General features: G+C 64.9%; 15 protein-coding genes and 1 riboswitch. Of the genes, 6 read left to right on the forward strand and 9 right to left on the reverse strand.

What is annotated here, in order from left to right:
* Both G4O04_10530 and gcvH read right to left on the reverse strand, forming a co-directional pair.
* On the reverse strand, nucleotides 1–993 hold a 993-nt coding region (locus G4O04_10530), incomplete at its 3' end, for an aminomethyl-transferring glycine dehydrogenase subunit GcvPA (protein ID HEY58945.1).
* A 68-nt stretch (nucleotides 994–1,061) separates the two neighbouring features.
* Nucleotides 1,062–1,442, reverse strand: coding sequence for a glycine cleavage system protein GcvH (gene gcvH, locus G4O04_10535; GenBank protein ID HEY58946.1), 381 nt, complete (start codon nucleotides 1,440–1,442; stop codon nucleotides 1,062–1,064).
* Between the two features lie 166 nt (nucleotides 1,443–1,608).
* Nucleotides 1,609–1,709, reverse strand: a riboswitch (glycine riboswitch).
* A gap of 186 nt (nucleotides 1,710–1,895) precedes the next feature.
* On the opposite strand from gcvH, the gene G4O04_10540 reads away from it, so the two are divergent.
* Nucleotides 1,896–2,573 carry a hypothetical protein gene (locus G4O04_10540; protein ID HEY58947.1) on the forward strand — a complete coding sequence of 226 codons (678 nt, stop codon included), beginning with the start codon at nucleotides 1,896–1,898 and terminating at the stop codon, nucleotides 2,571–2,573.
* 111 nt (nucleotides 2,574–2,684) lie between these two features.
* Here the strand turns inward: G4O04_10540 and G4O04_10545 are convergent, their stop codons facing one another.
* The 3 genes from G4O04_10545 to G4O04_10555 are packed head-to-tail and all read right to left on the reverse strand — an operon-like array spanning nucleotide 2,685 to nucleotide 5,243.
* Nucleotides 2,685–2,945, reverse strand: coding sequence for a DNA-binding protein (locus G4O04_10545; protein ID HEY58948.1), 261 nt, complete (start codon nucleotides 2,943–2,945; stop codon nucleotides 2,685–2,687).
* A gap of 8 nt (nucleotides 2,946–2,953) precedes the next feature.
* The gene (gene feoB / locus G4O04_10550) at nucleotides 2,954–4,990 is read right to left on the reverse strand and encodes a ferrous iron transport protein B (protein ID HEY58949.1); all 2,037 of its coding nucleotides are present in this window, start codon (nucleotides 4,988–4,990) and stop codon (nucleotides 2,954–2,956) included.
* Nucleotides 4,944–5,243, reverse strand: coding sequence for a ferrous iron transport protein A (locus tag G4O04_10555; protein HEY58950.1), 300 nt, complete (start codon nucleotides 5,241–5,243; stop codon nucleotides 4,944–4,946). Before G4O04_10555 ends, feoB begins: the two co-directional genes overlap by 47 nt.
* 178 nt (nucleotides 5,244–5,421) lie before the next feature.
* Here G4O04_10555 and folB point away from each other — a divergent pair, with 178 nt between their 5' ends.
* The 3 genes from folB to G4O04_10570 all read left to right on the forward strand — a co-directional run bounded on the left by folB (nucleotide 5,422) and on the right by G4O04_10570 (nucleotide 7,835).
* Complete coding sequence (gene folB / locus G4O04_10560) at nucleotides 5,422–5,778, forward strand: dihydroneopterin aldolase (protein ID HEY58951.1); 357 nt, start codon at nucleotides 5,422–5,424, stop codon at nucleotides 5,776–5,778.
* Nucleotides 5,756–6,280, forward strand: a complete 525-nt coding sequence (gene folK, locus G4O04_10565; GenBank protein HEY58952.1) for a 2-amino-4-hydroxy-6-hydroxymethyldihydropteridine diphosphokinase — start codon at nucleotides 5,756–5,758, stop codon at nucleotides 6,278–6,280. The genes folB and folK overlap by 23 nt, the downstream gene beginning before the upstream one ends.
* 121 nt (nucleotides 6,281–6,401) lie before the next feature.
* Nucleotides 6,402–7,835 carry a glycogen synthase gene (locus G4O04_10570; GenBank protein HEY58953.1) on the forward strand — a complete coding sequence of 478 codons (1,434 nt, stop codon included), beginning with the start codon at nucleotides 6,402–6,404 and terminating at the stop codon, nucleotides 7,833–7,835.
* 76 nt (nucleotides 7,836–7,911) lie between these two features.
* Here G4O04_10570 and mfd read toward each other — a convergent pair whose 3' ends face one another.
* Genes mfd through G4O04_10590 form a run of 4 tightly spaced genes read right to left on the reverse strand, consistent with a single transcriptional unit; the run spans nucleotide 7,912 to nucleotide 13,994 of the window.
* The gene (gene mfd / locus G4O04_10575; protein ID HEY58954.1) at nucleotides 7,912–11,499 is read right to left on the reverse strand and encodes a transcription-repair coupling factor; all 3,588 of its coding nucleotides are present in this window, start codon (nucleotides 11,497–11,499) and stop codon (nucleotides 7,912–7,914) included.
* Between the two features lie 38 nt (nucleotides 11,500–11,537).
* The gene (locus G4O04_10580; protein ID HEY58955.1) at nucleotides 11,538–12,383 is read right to left on the reverse strand and encodes a DegV family protein; all 846 of its coding nucleotides are present in this window, start codon (nucleotides 12,381–12,383) and stop codon (nucleotides 11,538–11,540) included.
* A gap of 19 nt (nucleotides 12,384–12,402) precedes the next feature.
* On the reverse strand, nucleotides 12,403–13,002 hold the full coding sequence (locus tag G4O04_10585) for an aminoacyl-tRNA hydrolase (protein HEY58956.1): 600 nt from the start codon (nucleotides 13,000–13,002) through the stop codon (nucleotides 12,403–12,405).
* Entirely contained in the window at nucleotides 12,999–13,994 is a 996-nt protein-coding gene (locus G4O04_10590; protein ID HEY58957.1) for a LysR family transcriptional regulator, read from the reverse strand. The genes G4O04_10585 and G4O04_10590 overlap by 4 nt, the downstream gene beginning before the upstream one ends.
* Before the next feature lie 186 nt (nucleotides 13,995–14,180).
* On the opposite strand from G4O04_10590, the gene G4O04_10595 reads away from it, so the two are divergent.
* Complete coding sequence (locus G4O04_10595) at nucleotides 14,181–15,788, forward strand: YeeE/YedE family protein (protein ID HEY58958.1); 1,608 nt, start codon at nucleotides 14,181–14,183, stop codon at nucleotides 15,786–15,788.
* 225 nt (nucleotides 15,789–16,013) lie between these two features.
* The gene (locus tag G4O04_10600) at nucleotides 16,014–16,397 is read left to right on the forward strand and encodes a hypothetical protein (protein ID HEY58959.1); all 384 of its coding nucleotides are present in this window, start codon (nucleotides 16,014–16,016) and stop codon (nucleotides 16,395–16,397) included.
* Nucleotides 16,398–16,553 lie beyond the last annotated feature (156 nt).

Consider the following 16,553-nt stretch of genomic DNA (forward strand, 5'->3'; position numbering starts at 1 on the left):
CAGGCCCTGGTTGGTGCAAATGTTGGAGGTGGCCTTCTCCCGGCGGATGTGCTGCTCGCGGGCGGTGAGGGTGAGCACATAGGCCCGCTGGCCGCGATGGTCCACCGTCTGTCCGACCAACCGACCGGCCATCTTGCGCACGTACTTCTTGCGCGTGGTGAAGATGCCCAGGTAAGGGCCGCCGAAACTGAGCGGGATCCCCAGGGGCTGGCCCTCGCCGGTGACGATGTCGGCCCCCATCTCGCCCGGCGGCTTGAGCAGCCCCAGGGCCAACGGGTTGACCGAGACGGCCAGTAACGCGCCCCGGTCGTGCACGGCTTCGGCCAGGGTGGTCAGGTCATAAATCCGGCCAAAGAAGTCCGGGTATTGCACCATGACCAGGGAGGTGTTTTCGTCCACCAGGGGGAGCAAAGCGTCGGGGGCCTGGGCCGGGTCCAGGTCCTCGCCCACCACCTCTAACGGCGTCCCGGCCATGTAGGTATGGATGGTCCGACGATACTGGGGATGCAAAGCCGGGGAAAGCACCACGCGGGTGCGTTTGCCGCGAAAGAGATGATAGGCCATGTTCACCGCCTCGGCCGCCGCGGTCGCGCCGTCGTAATGCGAGGCGTTGGACACCTCCATGCCGGTCAGCGCGCACATCAGGCTCTGGTACTCGAAAATGGCCTGCAGCGTGCCCTGGGAGATCTCCGGCTGGTAGGGCGTGTAGGCGGTGTAAAACTCGCCGCGGCGGAGCACGGTGTCCACCACGGCGGGGATGAAGTGGTTGTAGGCTCCCGCGCCCAGAAAGGAGATCAGGTCCCGAGTGGTCTCGTTGGCCGCGGCCAGGCCCTGCATCTCCTGGGCTGCCTCCAACTCCGTGAGCGGCCTGGGCAAATCTAAGTCGGGAAAGCGGAACTTTTCGGGCACATCGGAGAACAGGTCGGCCACCGAATCGACCCCGATGGCCCGAAGCATGGCCTTGCGCTCGTCCGGGGTATGGGGCACAAACATCACACCCTCCTCACAGAAAACATCCACGCGCGGCCCCCCATCGCCGCGCGTGGCCTTCCGCTCAACACCTACTCGCGCTCCTCACAGTAGGCCTGGTAAGCCGCCGCGTCCATTAGACCGTCCAACTCGGATGGGTCGGCGATCTCCAACTTGATCAGCCAGGCTTCGCCGTAGGGGTCTTCGTTGATTTTTTCCGGCGCGTCGGCCAGGGCCTCGTTCACCGCCACCACCTTACCGCTGACCGGGGCGTACACATCGGCGGCCGCTTTGACCGATTCGATGGTGGCAATCACATCGCCCTGCTTGACCTCGTCGCCTTCAGAAACCACGAACTCCACATAGACCACATCGGACAGTTGGTCCTGGGCGTAATCCGTCACGCCTACCGTGCCGTCAGCGCGAATCCATTCGTCGTTTTTGGTGTATTTCAGTTCCTGGGGGATTTCCATAACAACCTCCTCGAGCCACAAGATGAACCACGAACAGGCAAAAAAGCACCCTCAACGGCCCTTTTCAGGGGGAGGGTGCCCTCTGTCCACCGGCCTGAGAGATGCACACCCGCATGGGTGTTTGCCCCTTCGGCGGCGCGGCTGCCCGCGCGCTCTCCAGAGGGTGTCCGACGCCGGAGTCCTTTTACCTGAGAGATTCACCGAGACCGCGCGCCCCGGTTTGCCCCTTCGGTGCCCGCCTGAGCGGGTCTCTCCCCCGGCGCCGTTGGATTGTCTGCCTGGCCCCTGTGGGCCCTTTCATTCTACCGGAGAAGCGGGGGAAAAGTCAACCATCCGGCCAAATTCCTCCTTGACAAAATAGAACATTTGTTCTAAAATAAACCCGCTTCAAGATGCCTTTCTTGCTCCGCCTTTTCACCTCTCATTCGCCTTTCCACACCCAGGAGGTAAGCCATGTCCAGCCGTTTCTTTCGCCACATGTCCGTGTCGGCTCAACGGGGGCTGCTCTTTGGCGGGCTCATCCTCACCGCCTTGCTGTTCTTTGAGGTCTTCAACTATTCAACCACCGACTTCGCGCTCCAGGATTTGCTGGGCGACATGCGCTTTTTGGGCATCCGTTGGTCCACCATCCTCGCCATCGCCTTTTGCGGCATCGACTTCGCCGGGATCGCCCGCATCTTCACGCCGGAGCAAGGTCGCGAGGAGCCGATCGAAGTCTGGTATCTCTTCGGCGCCTGGCTGCTGGCGGCCACGATGAACGCCATGCTCACCTGGTGGGGCGTCAGCGTGGCCCTGGTGAACCACATGCCGGAAGGGAGCCAGGTGCTCAGTTACCACACCATCACCCGCGTGGTGCCCATCTTCGTCGCCGTGCTGGTGTGGCTGATCCGCGTGATGATCATCGGCACCATCTCGGTGGCGGGCGAACGCCTCTTCACCGTGGGCGAAGCCAGCCTGGCCCCTCGCCGGGTCCGCAGCACGCCCACACGCACGCCGCGCACCGCACAGCGGGCCATGCACGCTTCCAGCGCCGCCCGGCGCGTGAGCACGCCCGCCACCTCCGCCGCAGAGCCGCAGTACGAACCGCTCTACGCCGAAGGACGCGCCAGCAGCCCCGCCGCCCGTTTCTGAAACCCCAGGCCAAACCTCTCTCCGCCCCATCCTCAAAACGCACCGAACCCCGTCAGCCATCCTTCAACAGGCGTTCGGTGCGTTTTGGCGTTCCGTCCGCAACGCACGTTTTCAGCCATCGCCATCGCTCTTCTGAACCCACACCTTGGCGGTTGGGGAGATCGACGGCAGACCGCACACTCCTTTCAGCGGACAGGTGGAGCAGGGGGTGTTGAGGCCGCAGGTCGGAGCCACTGGGCTCACCCTCCCCTGGCGTTCCAGGGTGTCCAACATGGCGCGAACCAAAGCGGGGCTGGTGTGGAGCCGCCGGGCCAGCTCATCCACCTGCAAGACCTTTTCTTCTTCCACTAGACGCACCAATTTGCGCAACATGACTTCGCTCACCATCCCAACCCATGAGCGGCCAGATAGACCAGCCAGCCCACGAAAAAGGAGAGGAAGAGCAGCAACCCCACGCTCAGCAAGCTCCAACGGGTGCCGGCTTCCTCCCGAATGGTACTCAGCGTGGCAGCGCAAGGGATGAAGAGCATTTGCACCACCAAAAAAGATAACGCCCCTGCGGGCGAAAGAGTCTGCGCCACGCGCTGCGCCAGGCTAGTCCCTCCTACGCCATACAACACACCCAAAGAGGCGATGGTGTTCTCCTTGGCCAGAAAACTGCTCAACAGAGCAGTCATGAGCCGCCAGTCTGGCCACCCCAGGCCGTGCCCCAGCCAGGCCAAGCCACGGCCAATCGCCGCCAGCCAACTGGTTTCAGGGTCACCGTGGGGGAAGTAGGACAACGCCCAGACCGCCACCGACACCCCGACAATCACCGTGCCCGCCCGTTGCACGAACGCCACCGTGTGGTGCCATACAGGCAAAAAGACATTGCGCAGGGTAGGCCGGTGGTAGAGAGGCATCTCCATGATGAAGGCGCTTCGCTCGCCGTGGTACACCAGCCGATTGATGAGCACGCCCAAACTCATCAACACCAACATATTGATGGCCACCAAACCCCACACCACCAAGGCCGCCCACCGCCCGAAAAAAGCCGGGGCCAGAAAAGTCACCACGGCCATCCGCGCCGTGCAGGGGACCAGAGGGGCCAGCAGGATGGTCAGCAGCCGCGCCCGAGGGCTTTCCACAATGCGCGCGCCCATCACCGCCGGCACATTGCAGCCAAAGCCCAAGAAAAGGGGCAGGAACGAACGACCATGCAACCCCATCCAATGCATGAAACGGTCCATCACATAGGCGGCGCGGGCCATATAGCCCACATCCTCCATAAATGCCAATATGGCAAAGAAAACCGCCAAGATGGGCAGGAAGGAGAGCACCGTGCCCACACCGGCCACCAGACCATCGACCACCAACCCCTGAAACCAGCCAGGAGCACCGGCCAGTGCCCCGCTTAGCCAGGCTCCCAATTGTTCTATCCAGCCCGTCATCCACTCCACCATCGGAAAGCCCAGGGCGTAGACGATACCATACATGGCCCCCGAGATGGCCAGCAGCACGAGCAGCCCCCAGAAAGGGTGGGCCGCCACGCGGTCCAACCGATCGGTGAGGGTCAACACGCCCATACGCGGTTGGGCTACCGCGGCGCGAATCATGCGCCCCACCCAGGTGTAACGTGCTGAGGCCACATCCAGGAAGGCGTCCTCATGCTGCAACAACAACGGGTGGATCTGCTCCCACGCCTCGGGTGCCCGCTGGCGGACGAACGCGGTCAGTTCGGCATCGCCCTCCAGCAACTTGAGCGCCAGCCAATCCAGCGGATAGTCCTCGGCCAGCGAGGGAGGCAACGCCCGGCGAATGGCCTCCCAGATGGGGCGGTGCTCCGGCCCCAATTCGGGCAGCACCGGCTGCAGCCTTTCGGGGTGCTCGACCACCTGAAGCGCCGCCTCCAACAGTTCCCGCACGCCCTGGCCCTTGGCCGCCACCATGGGCACTACGGGGATCCCCAGGGCGGCCTCCAACACATGGGGCTCCACGCCAATGCCGTGCTGCTCCGCCACATCCACCATGTTCAGCCCCAGCACCACCGGTCGGCCCAGGCCTAACACCTCGGCCAGGAGATACAGTCCGTACTCCAAGGAAGCCGCACTCACTACCACGACCACCACATCGGGCTTCTCCCGGAGGATATACTCGCGGGCGATGCGCTCTTCTTCGGAATTCGCCGTCAGACTGTAGGTGCCGGGTAAGTCCACCACCACCCAGCGGCGCCCGGCGTACTCCACATAGCCGAACTTTTGCTCGACCGTCTTCCCCGGCCAGTTTCCCACATGTTGATTCAAGCCCGTGAGCACATTGAAAACCGTGGATTTCCCCACATTCGGCTGGCCAGCCAGCGCCAACACCAGGGGCCGGGTGGCCCGCTCCTCATCAGGCAGCGCGTTCAGGCTCACCGTCTTCATGGCTTCGACGTCCATTGATCACCTCCACGAAAATCCGCGCCGCCTCGCCCCGGCCCAGCGCCACGCGCGTGCCATGAACTTGAACGATGATCGGCCCTACGCCCATATTGTGCCACACATGCACCTCAGCACCCGGCACAAAACCAAAAGTAGCCAAACGGGTGCGCAGGGTTCGACCTCCTTGAACATCCCTCACGCGAGCCTGCTCACCCGTGGCCAATTGATCCAACGACACATCTTGCGTGGCCGTGCGTGTCCGTAGCGACATCGTGACTCCTTGAAATCCAAGGGGAATTTTTATGAATTCGTTCATTATTTTACAACAAAAACACCGAAAGGGCAAGCTTTGCTTTCCTTTCAGGGCATGGCCCCATTATACCCCCACCAGGTTTCTTGTTACAATAGACCCAAACCGAGTCCCCCTGGGAGGTTCCCCCATGCCCGCGATGGACAAAATTTTCATCCGCAACCTGCGCGCCCGAGGCATCATCGGGGTCAACGACTGGGAACGCAAGGTCCAGCAGGAAATCCTCATCAACATCGAACTGTTTGCCGACCTGCGGTGGGCCGGCGAAAGCGATGACCTGACCCACAGCGTGAACTACCGCACCATCGCCAAGAAGGTACTGGCCCACGCCGAAAGCGCGGCCCGCTTCACCGTGGAGGCCCTGGCCGCCGACATCGCCCGCCTCTGCCTGGAAGAACCCGGGGTGGAGCGGGTGCGGGTGCGGGTGGAAAAGCCCGGCGCCGTGCGCTTCAGCGATTCGGTGGGAGTGGAAATTGAACGCCAGCGCACCCCTTGAAATCCCCGCCTACCTGCTCTTGGGGAGCAACATCCGCCCCGAGGTTCACCTGTCCCAGGCGCTGGACCTGCTGCGCCAGCGGGCGCAGGTGTTCGCCGTCTCCCGGGTCTGGGAAACCCCTCCCGTGGGTACCGACGGCCCGCTCTTCTACAACGCGGCCGTGGGCATTCTGACCAGCCTGCCCCCCGACGCCCTCAAGCGCCGCTTGCTGCGGCCCATCGAAGCCCAACTGGGCCGCGTACGCACGGGCGACAAATTCGCCCCTCGGCCCATCGATATCGATCTGGTGGTGTATGCCAGCGAAGTGCTCGACCCCGAAGTATGGCAATACGCCCACATCGCCATCCCGCTGAGCGAAATCCTGCCCGACCTGCGCCACCCTCAGACCGGCGAACCCCTGGCCCGGTACGCCGCCCGACGGGCTCAAGAGGCCGATTGCCGACCGGTCGCGCCGCCGGGCTGGCCCACGCTGTCCCGTCCTCCCCGACCGAGCAGGGCCTAACCGGGCCGGTCCCTGCCGCGTCCTTTAGAAGCGGACAGCCGGAAAGAAGAAGTTATGCTTTTGGGCGGCGAAACCGCCACAAAGCATAACCCTCTCTTCCTCAACCAGGAGGTTTATCCCCATGCGTGTGATGTTTCTCGCCGCCGAAGCCGTGCCCTTCTTCAAAGTAGGTGGATTAGGCGATGTGGTCGGTTCCCTGCCCCGCGCTCTCCAGGCCCTGGAGCCGGATTGGGACATCCGGCTGGTGCTCCCCCTGCACGACCATCTGGACCGGGAACGCTTCCCGCTGGAGCCCGTGGCCGCCTTCACCGTCCCCCATCGCAACGGGCCCATCCTCGCCGAAGCCTACACCACCGCCTGGGACCTCCCTGTGTATTTCATCAGCGGCGCGCCCATCCTGCTGGAAAGCAGCGTGTACGCCGCCCACCCTTCCCAGGACGGGCCTAAATACGCCTACTTCTCCCTGGCCGCGCTGGAACTGGCCCGCACGCTGGGGTGGATGCCCGATGTGCTCCACGCCCACGACTGGCACACCGCGCCCGCCGTCTATGCCGTGGCCCTGCGCCGGGAGCACGCCCCCTTCTGGGCGCATACCCGCACCGTGCTCACCGTGCACAACCTGCCCTACATGGGCCAGGGGGCTGGCCCGGCGTTGCAGGCCTTTGGCCTGCCCCCCGCGCCGGACGACAGCGGCCTGCCGGAGTGGGCCCGCGTGCTTCCTCTCCCGCTGGGCCTGTGGGCGGCCGACGCCATCACCACCGTCTCCCCCACCTACGCCCGCGAAATCCTCACCCCGGAACACGGCTGCGGCCTGGAAGCCTTCCTCCGCGCCCGCGCCGACCGGTTGACGGGCATCCTCAACGGGCTAGACACCACCTCCTGGGACCCGGCCCAAGACCCCGAGGTCCCGCACCCCTTCAGCCCGGAGGATCTGTCCCCCCGAGAGGAGAACCGCCAGGCCTTGCGGGACGAAGTGGGGCTTCCCCATCCTGCGGGGCGGGTTCCCATCCTGGGGGCAGTCAGCCGCCTGACCGAACAGAAGGGCATGGACCTCCTTCCCGCGGCCCTGTCTCGGCTGGAAGCGTACCCCTGGCAGGCCGTGCTGCTGGGCGCGGGCGACGAAGAGATCGCCACCGCGTGGCAGGCCCTGGACAAGCGCTACCCGGAACGGGTGAAGGTGATCCTGGGCTACAACCCCGGCCTGGCGCGGCGCATCTACGCCGGCGCGGACATGCTGCTCATCCCCTCACGGTACGAACCGTGCGGCCTGGTGCAAATGATGGCCATGCGCTACGGCTGCGTGCCCGTGGCCCACGAGACCGGCGGCCTGGCCGACACGGTGCTGGACTACGACCTGGCACCGCGGCGCAGCACGGGGTTCCTCTTCCCCGAGGCCACGGCCAAATCCCTGGCTTTCGCCCTTCGGCGGGCCTTCGCCGTGTTCGCCGACCCGCGCCGCTGGCGGGCCCTGCAACGCCGGGGAATGCGCCGCGATTTCTCCTGGCAGGCCTCCGCCCGGGCTTATGCGCAACTTTACCGCGCCCTCGCCCGCTAAAAAGCCCCGCTCAAAAGCCCAAAAGGCCCGGTGCCGGACACCTGATACTGGGGCACCTGCCCCAGGCATCCGGGCCTCAGGACATCCTCTGCAACGCCTCCAACGCCCGAAGCAAATCCTCCTGCCAGTGGGGGTTATCCTCATAGGGCAGCCAGTAGGCCCAGCGGCCTGTGCGTACCGGCGGCGGCAACGGGCGGAGCGCCCTGGCCGGGCGTGAGAGGCCCTTTTCGCCTGCGGGTCGGGGGTAACGCAGCACGATCTGCCCCGCCTCGCCGCCCACCGAGGCCAGCCCCGCCTTCTCGGCCAAAATCCGCACCCGCACCTGGTAGAGCAGGTTCTCCACCATCTCGGACAACGGCCCGAAACGGTCCCGCAACTCCTGGGCCAAAGCCTCCACCTCGTTCAGCGTGCGTAGTTCGGCCAGCCGCCGGTAGAAGGCCAGGCGCATCCACTGGTCCGGGATGTACGCACCCGGGATGCCCACGGCCAGGGGCAGTTCCACGCTCACCGTGGGGCGGTAGGCCAGGGCCTCGGCCGCCGGGTCGGGGGGCAGGCCCTGCTCCTTCCGCAGGCGGCGCACCGCCTCGGCCAGCAGGCGGGTGTACAGGTGAAAGCCCACCGCCGCCATGTGACCGTGTTGCCGGGTGCCCAACAGTTCCCCGGCGCCGCGGATCTCCAAATCCCGCATGGCGATGCTCAACCCGGCGCCCAGTTGGCTGTACTCGGCCAGCACCTGCAACCGCTGGCGGCCTTCGGGGGTGGGCGGCTTGCGGCGGTGGCGGAAGAAATAGGCGTACGCCTGCACCACGCCGCGCCCCACCCGGCCCCGCAACTGATAGAGTTGCGCTAAGCCGAAAGTGTCGGCTCGGTCCACGATGAGCGTGTTCGCGTTAGGGAAGTCCAACCCCGACTCGATGATGGTGGTGCTCAGCAGCACATCCACCTCTCCGGCGGCGAAACGCTCCATGACCTCGGCCAGTTGGCGTTCGGGCATCTGTCCGTGGGCTACGGCAATGCGTGCTTCGGGCACCAAGCGCTCCAGGTGGCGGCGCATGGCTTGGATGGTCTGCACGCGGTTGTGCACGAAAAACACCTGCCCGCCGCGGTCCAGTTCGCGCAAAATAGCCTGCCGCACCACATCGGGGTCGTAGGGCCCCACATGGGTGATCACAGGCAAGCGATCTTGCGGGGGCGTGTTGATGATGGAGATATCCCGCACCCCGGTCAGGGCCATGTACAGCGTCCGGGGGATGGGCGTAGCCGTCAGGGTCAGCACATCCACCGAGGTTCGGAGCCGCTTGAAGTGCTCCTTGTGAGTCACGCCAAAGCGTTGTTCCTCATCGATGATGAGCAGCCCCAGGTCCTTGAACTGCACATCGGGGGAAAGCAGCCGGTGGGTGCCGATGATGATGTCGATGGCCCCATTGGCCAGCCGGAAGAGGATATCCCGCTGCTCGGCCTCGGTGCGAAAGCGGGAGAGCATCTCCACCTCCACCGGGAAGGCGGCCAGACGACGGCGGAAGGTGTGGTAGTGCTGCTGAGCCAGCACCGTGGTGGGCACCAGCACGGCCACCTGCTTGCCGTCCATCACGGCCTTGAAGGCCGCGCGCAGGGCCACCTCGGTTTTGCCATAGCCCACATCGCCGCAGATGAGCCGGTCCATGGGCCGGGGGCTTTCCATGTCGCGCTTGACCTCGGCGATGGCGCGGGCCTGGTCCTCGGTCTCCTCGTAAGGGAAACTGGCCTCCAGTTCGCGCTGCCAGTCCGTATCGGGGCCGAAAGCGTGGCCCTGGGCCACCTGCCGGCGGGCATAGAGGTCGAGCAAATCGCGGGCCACCTGCTCCACGGCGCGGCGCACACGGGCCTTGACAGTTTGCCACTCGCCGGTGCCTAAGCGGGTGGGCGTGGGCGGGCGCTCGTCCGGGCCAATGTACTTGGTCAGCCGGTCGGCCTGGTGCACGGGCACGAACAGTTGGTCCCCCTCGGCGTACTCCACCAGCAGGTACTCCCGCTCCTGGCCTTCCAGGGTGCGGCGCACCAGCCCGGCGTAGCGCCCGATGCCGAAGTCCACATGCACCACCCAGTCGCTGGGCTTGAGGTCGGCGTAGGCGGCTTCGGGCGCCTCGGCCTTAGGCAAAGCGCGTCGTCGGGGGCGCGGGGGACGCCAGCCAAAGATCTCGCCGTCGGTGAACAGGTTCCAGGGGGACGCCGTCCCGCCGGGCACGAACCGGAACCCCTCAGGCAGACTACCGGACACGAAGACGACCGTGCCGGACCCCAGGGTTTGCATCTCGGCCCTTGGGGAAGGTGCCGTGTCCTCCGGTGCGGCCTGACCGGATTTAGGGCCAGAGACCGGGCCCTCAGAGGGCGGTGCCGCCCCAAGGCCCTCACCCCCAACCCCTCTCCCTCTGGGAAAGGGGGGCAGCGCGTCCCAATCCTCCGCGCCCTCTGCGCCTCCGTCCCTCTTTGTACCTTCTCCCCACAACTCCTTCAACCGCCCGGCCTGACGCGAGACCACCACCACCCGCTGCCCCTGGGCCACCAAAGCACGCAGATGCTGCACGAAGGCGCTCAGTTGACCGCCAAAGCGCGGCAGAGGGGCAAAGCGACGGGCCAGCGCCTCGGGCGGGGGGGTGATGGTCGTAGGGCCCAAAGCCAGCGTTCGGGCCGGGGGCAGGGCCTCGCACAACTCGTCCCAGGTGGCGTAGGGCCGGGGCGCGTCGGGCGACGGCGCCAGGCGCACGGCCTGCTCCTCCTGGGCGGCCACCGTATCGCGGAAAGCCTCCCAATCGTCCACCAGCACCAGCGCCCTGGGCGGCAGGTAGCCCAACAGCGTGGTGGCGTCGGGGTGCAGCGTGGGGATGAGGGCCTCGGTGGGTTCCGTTTCCCCATCCCCCGTAGGGGCGACCCGCCGGGTCGCCCCTACAAATTCCCGCGCCGGGGTGACCAGCACCACCTCCAACGGCTGGGTGCTGCGCTGGGTGGCCGGGTCGAAGGCCCGCAGGGTATCCACCTCATCGCCGAAGAAGTCGGCCCGCACCGGCTGGGGCGCGCCGGGCGGCCAGAGGTCCACGATGCCGCCACGATGGGCGAACTGGCCAGGCGCCACCACCGTATCCACAGCTTGGTAGCCCAACTGCACGGCGCGGCGGGCCAGGGCCACGGGCGAGAGGGCCGCACCTGCCTTGAGGCGCAGCGTGTGCTTGAGGAAAAGGCGCCGCGGCAGCGTGCGCCACATGAGCGCTCGCGCCGGGGCGATGACGAAAGGCGCGGGCGGCTTGGGGCCGGGCAACATCGAAGCCGCCAGGGTACGCAACACCTGCAAACGCTCATGGCGCGTGCGATCGTCCCAGGGAGCCTCCTCGTAGAACAGATGAGAAGGGTCGAGGAAGAGGAAAGTCGGCGCTTGGGGCGCCCACAACCGCGCCGCCCTCAGCAGCGCCAGGGCGTGATCCGCGCGGTCCACCACCAGCACCACGGGAACCTGCAAGCGGGCGTGCAGGACCAGGGCTATGGGCAAACGCGCCGCTTCAGGCAACAGCAGATGGGGCGGCTCCCCGGCTATGGGTTGAGGGGCGGGCAAAGGCTGCCCGGCCTGCAAAGCCGCGGCGATGCGCTCCAAAGCTGCATGTTGACGCAGCGTGGTCAGCAAATGGCCAAGCATGGTTGCGCTCGAAGCGGAAAGCCCACTCGCTCAGGCGGCTAGGCCGCGTCGCGGAAGAAACTCACCGCCAGCGCCCCCGGCCCGGCATGGGTAATGATGGCCGGCGGCAGGGGGGCGATGGGCACTTCCTCCAACCCCAGTTCGGCGGCCAGGCGTTCGGCCAGAGCCTGCGCCCGTTCGGGCACGGCTGCGTGCATCACCTGTAGGTGTCCTTCCCCCTGGCGCGGGTATTCGGCCACCACGGTACGGGTCAGGTAGTCCAGGGCACGGCGCAGGGTACGTTCTTTGTGATGCGCCACAATGACCCCGTCTTCCAGGGCCAAGATGGGCTTGATGCGCAAGGCCGTGCCCAACAGGTGCGCCGCTTTACCGATGCGCCCGCCTTGGGCCAAGTAATCCAGCGTATCCACCACGAAGTACAGCCGGTTGCGGCGGGCCATGTCCATCACCCGTTGCTCGAGGGTGTCGGCGTCCATCCCCTGCGCGGCCCATTGAGCCGCCAACTCCACCACTTTGCCCAGGGACACGGCGATAAGCCGGGTGTCCAGCACCCGGATGTCGGCATCGGGAAAATCCTGAGCCGCCACGGTGGCCGAGCGCACCGTGCCGCTGAGGTCGGTGGAAGGGTGAATGCACAGGACGGGCTCCCCGGTGGCGGTCAGGCGCTGGAAGACGGGTACAAACCAAGCGGGCGGCGGGGCGGAGGTCTTGGGCAGGCCCCGATGGGAGACCAGGTAATCCAGGAACTGCTCCAGGGTCAGGTCGCGGCCTTCTGCGTAAGTTTCCTCCCCCAGATGGATGACCTGTGGGATCACCGGGATATCATACTGCTCGGCCACTTCGGGGGGCAGACAAGAGGTGGTGTCGGTGACGATATGCACCATGAAAAGTCCTCCTCAGGGGTCACGGCGTCTCTTCCGGGCGGTTGATGAAATTCATGGCCGCGGGCAGGCCCTCGGAGATCCAGAGCAAGATACCCTCAACGGCCCGATCCAGCACCATGGCTAAGGTCTCTTGTTCGGCGGGCGAGAAGTCCTGCAACACATAATCGGCGGCGTCCATGCGCCCCGGCGGGCGACCGATGCCCACCCGCAGACGGGGGAACTCCTGGCTTCCCAGCCGCTGGATGATGTCGCGCATTCCCTTATGGCCGCCGTGACCGCCCTTGGGCCGCAGGCGCAGGGTGAAAGGGGGCAGGTCCAGGTCATCGTACACCACCAGCAGGTGGTCGAGAGGGATTTTGTAAAAGCGAAGCAAGGGGGCCACGGCCTGGCCGGCGAGATTCATAAAGGTTTGCGGCTTGGCCAGGATGAGGCGTCGCCTTTCATGGCGGCCCTGGGCAATGAGCGCCTTGTGCTGCATCCGGCCAAAGGGAGCTCCCAGCCGCTCGGCCAAACGGGAAACCACCAGAAAGCCCACATTGTGCCGGTTGCGCGCATATTGACGGCCCGGGTTGCCCAGGCCCACGATGAGGTAGTGGGGGAGATTCACGGCAAAAGTCATTCGCGCGCTCCAGAAAAAGGGGTATTCTGGGTCAGCAATTCGTACAACACCTGCCACTCGGAGTGGCGGGTTTGCTGCACTACCCGTTGCAAAATCGGGAACTCTTCTTGCAGCGACTCCAGGAAGGCCAGAGCCAGAGGATGCAACGGCACATCCTTGGCCCAGATGGCTTTGAGGTAACGCCTGGGCACTTCCCCATCGACCTCGATGAGGTGCAGTTCCTGGGTCTCCTCCGGAGAGAGGGCACAAACGGGGAGCAAGGTAATCCCCATTCCCTGAGCCACGGCTTCCTTGATGGCTTCGGGCGAATCCAGTTCGGCGACGATGCGGGGGCGCACTCTGGCCTGGCGCAACAGACGGTCCAGCCAGCGGCGGGTTTGGGATTCCTGCGTGCGGGCGACGAAGGGCTGTCCGTCCAGGGCCTGCAACGGGAGGCGCTGCTGCCCCAGCCAGGGTTCCCGCGCCGGGGTGACGATGACGAAACGGGTCTCGCGCAGCACCTCGTAAGCCACCTCAGTCTCGCCGGGCAACTCGCCCTCGATGAGGGCCAGGGGGAGCGCATGGCGGGCCACCTGTTCCACCAGGCGGGGGGTGATGGCCGTGCGAAGGTGAACCAAAACATGTGGGTGCCGTTGGTGAAAGCGATGGAGCCAGGCGGGCAGGCAATAGGTGGAGATGCCGGGGGTGGCCCCTAAGGCCAGACGCAGTTCTCCCGGCGGCTCGGCCGCGGTGACCTGTCGCTCGGCGGCCAACAACAGCCAGCGTACGGCCTGCGCATAGCGCAAGAGCACCTGACCTGCCGGGGTCAACCGCACCCCCTCCGGCGAGCGATGGAACAGACGCACCCCCAGGCCTCCCTCCAACTGGCGAATTTTCTGGCTTACCGCCGGCTGGGATAAAAGCAGCATCTCGGCAGCCTTGTTGAAACTGCCCTGTTCCACCACAGCCAGGAAGAGCTTCAACCACGAAGGGAGCAACAGCGAGGGGGACATGAAGCCTCCGTCCACGGTTCGAATGCACAGGCCCAGCTATAAGTTTCGATTATACCCCATCTAAACGATTGGGTCTAACGGTAAATCCGCCTTTTTTCCTACAATGATGCTGCCGTGCCTCCCGTCCCTTTCGCAAGGAAGATGTTTTGGAAGGTTCATGCATCTTTACGCCAAGGAGGAGTTCGTATGACCAAGTTCCAAAACGGCTATGCCGGTGTGGCGTGGATTAAACGCCAATGGCCCTGGTGGACCGCTGGGGTCCTGACGGCCTTGGCAGAAATCATCAATTTTCTCTTCCTTCCCCTGGGTCATCCCAAGCACAAGTTTATCGGCGTGACCAGCGGGATGGCCCGCATGCTGGCCGGGGTGGAAAGCACCCTCTTCGGGGGAAGCCTGATCGCCACCAAACCCGACTACCAGCCGGCCATCCAGTGGGTGATCATCGGGGCGATGATCGCCGCGCTGGTGTTGGCTTGGCTGGAGGGTGAGACGCGCGCCTGGGTGAAATACCCCAAGAAGATCCTGCTGTTCGTGGCTCTGGGGGCTTTCCTCTTCGCCATGGGCACCCGCGTGGCCGGAGGGTGCACCTTGCACCACCTGCTGGGTGGTTTCCCCGCCATGAACTTCAAGAGTTGGGTGGTGATGCTCTCGGCCACGATCGGCGCCCTCATCGGCTTCGTCATTTTGCGTAACCTCAACCTTTCTCAATACTTCAAGAGCCAGGAGACCTTGTGGTTCACCCTGGAAGCAGCCAAGCAAGGATGGGTAGATGGGCTCCCCGGTAGCGACAAGGTAAAGGAGTCGAAGGCCATCCGCTATGCCTTGTATGCCATCCTCCTGGTCATCATGGCCCTTATCGCCTACAACATCGTGGCTGGCAACGATTACGCCGTGCGTGTGTTTGGCGTGCCGTTCGAGAAAACCAAAATCTACGGCTCCATGCTTTCGGCCCGGAACCTGCCCAACATCATCATGCTGCTCATCGTGGGCGCTTTGCTGGGTGTGGCGGTGGCCAAGACCGGCTTCGGTACCGAATGCGGCCTGATCAACCCCGAGTTGGGCCGCGAGGCCGAGCAAGGCGAAAAGGCGGCCGCCCTCCGCTGGCGCATTCCCTACTCCCTGCGCACGGTGTTCATCTCTTACCAGCCCTTTGCGGCGCTGAGCCTGCACATCTTCCTCACCGGGCTGGTAATGTTCATCGCCTTCGCCTTCTTCGGCGTCATGGAAGGCCATCACTGGGCCACCGAGGCCTTTGCAGCCAAATACGTCGGTCCCTTAGGTACCGAATTCCACCGTGTGGGCACCTCCATCCGGGAGAACACCACCCTTTCTATGGACATCTTCGGCGGGCTGTTGCTGGGCCTGGGCACCATCTTCATGATCGGCTGTGAGTTCCGCAACTATGGCCGCACCGGGCTGCTCTACATCACCGGTCTGCTCATCTGGCCCTTCTTCTACCTGGGGTATCTGCCCTACACCCTGGCCCGGGATTTCTGGGACGGTTTGATGGCCAGCGGCCACTATGCCCCCACCACCTTCATACCCGCCTTGATCGCCCCACAAAGCCCCACCCTCCAAGTGTTGATCTACGCCCTATACCTGGCCTTCTGGCTCTACATGGTGGTCTGGGCCTTCAAGCGCGGCGCCCGCAATGTGGGGGTCAAGCCCGGCGACCTGCTGAAGATGTCCTCCGAGGATATGTACCTGGCCCGTATGGAGAAACTCAAGGCCGAAGGCCGCTGGGACGAGGTGGTCGAGTTAGAGAAAGAATTGTTCGCCATGGCAGAGAAGTAGTCTGGCCGCCTTTGCGCGCCTGACCGCCTCTCGCCGGGACGGGCAGCACGGCTGCGGTGTGGGTGACGGCCGCCCACACCGCATACCTTTCGTGAGGAGAAGTCGAACTCCATGAAAAAAACCGCCCTTTCCTCTAGACATCCACGCCTAGCAACATGCCGCAAAGCCCTGGGCTTCCCCCTGGGGTTAATGGTGGTCTACGCCGTAATCCTCATAGGATCCCTTGTGATAAGCTCTGAGGGAATCCCCTCCTGGTCGGGGGGGGTATGGGGGTTAACCCTGGTCGGTCTGGGTATCGGCACGCTCTGTCTATATCAACAGCAGCGTGCGGCGCGCTGGGGTGCAGTGGGGGTCGTCCTCATCCTGAGCGGCGTGCTGACAGTGTTCCCTTTGACCACCTTCCTCGCCCATGCCCTCCAAGCCCTGGGGCTGGTCGGCCTGAGCCTGGTGTTCTACGATTTGGAGAAAGTTTTCGGTGTGCCGCTGATGTTACCGGGTGGGCTGCTCGTCCTAGCCGTGGTGGCAACCGTGCTCAACACCCCGCTGATGAGTTTCGTGGGGCTGGTCCTGCTGGCGGTGAGCGGTACGCTGGCGCTGGGGCGAATGTGACGGCAGGTCCAATCCGGGCCCCTACGCGCCGCCCCCTGGCCCCTGCCTCGCCCAGCGATAAAGGGCCAGCAGGAGCAGGGCCAGCGCCGCACCCAACGCGCCGCCCAGCCAAAGCCGGGGCAGGGCGGCCGGGTCCAGCGCAGCCGGGTTGGGCGG

It is taken from the genome of Anaerolineae bacterium (genome assembly GCA_011176535.1).
In the GTDB taxonomy this organism is placed as follows: Bacteria; Chloroflexota; Anaerolineae; order Anaerolineales; family DRMV01; genus DUEP01.

Bases quoted from the DNA above. Each gene is read 5' to 3' on its own strand.
- G4O04_10595 (HEY58958.1), top strand. From the start codon at position 14,181: ATGACCAAGTTCCAAAACGGCTATGCCGGTGTGGCGTGGATTAAACGC.
- mfd (HEY58954.1), bottom strand. From the start codon at position 11,499: ATGCTTGGCCATTTGCTGACCACGCTGCGTCAACATGCAGCTTTGGAG.
- folB (HEY58951.1), top strand. From the start codon at position 5,422: ATGGACAAAATTTTCATCCGCAACCTGCGCGCCCGAGGCATCATCGGG.
- G4O04_10580 (HEY58955.1), bottom strand. From the start codon at position 12,383: ATGGTGCATATCGTCACCGACACCACCTCTTGTCTGCCCCCCGAAGTG.
- G4O04_10570 (HEY58953.1), top strand. From the start codon at position 6,402: ATGCGTGTGATGTTTCTCGCCGCCGAAGCCGTGCCCTTCTTCAAAGTA.
- gcvH (HEY58946.1), bottom strand. From the start codon at position 1,442: ATGGAAATCCCCCAGGAACTGAAATACACCAAAAACGACGAATGGATT.
- G4O04_10555 (HEY58950.1), bottom strand. From the start codon at position 5,243: ATGTCGCTACGGACACGCACGGCCACGCAAGATGTGTCGTTGGATCAA.
- G4O04_10585 (HEY58956.1), bottom strand. From the start codon at position 13,002: ATGACTTTTGCCGTGAATCTCCCCCACTACCTCATCGTGGGCCTGGGC.
- G4O04_10540 (HEY58947.1), top strand. From the start codon at position 1,896: ATGTCCAGCCGTTTCTTTCGCCACATGTCCGTGTCGGCTCAACGGGGG.
- G4O04_10590 (HEY58957.1), bottom strand. From the start codon at position 13,994: ATGTCCCCCTCGCTGTTGCTCCCTTCGTGGTTGAAGCTCTTCCTGGCT.
- G4O04_10545 (HEY58948.1), bottom strand. From the start codon at position 2,945: ATGTTGCGCAAATTGGTGCGTCTAGTGGAAGAAGAAAAGGTCTTGCAG.
- feoB (HEY58949.1), bottom strand. From the start codon at position 4,990: ATGGACGTCGAAGCCATGAAGACGGTGAGCCTGAACGCGCTGCCTGAT.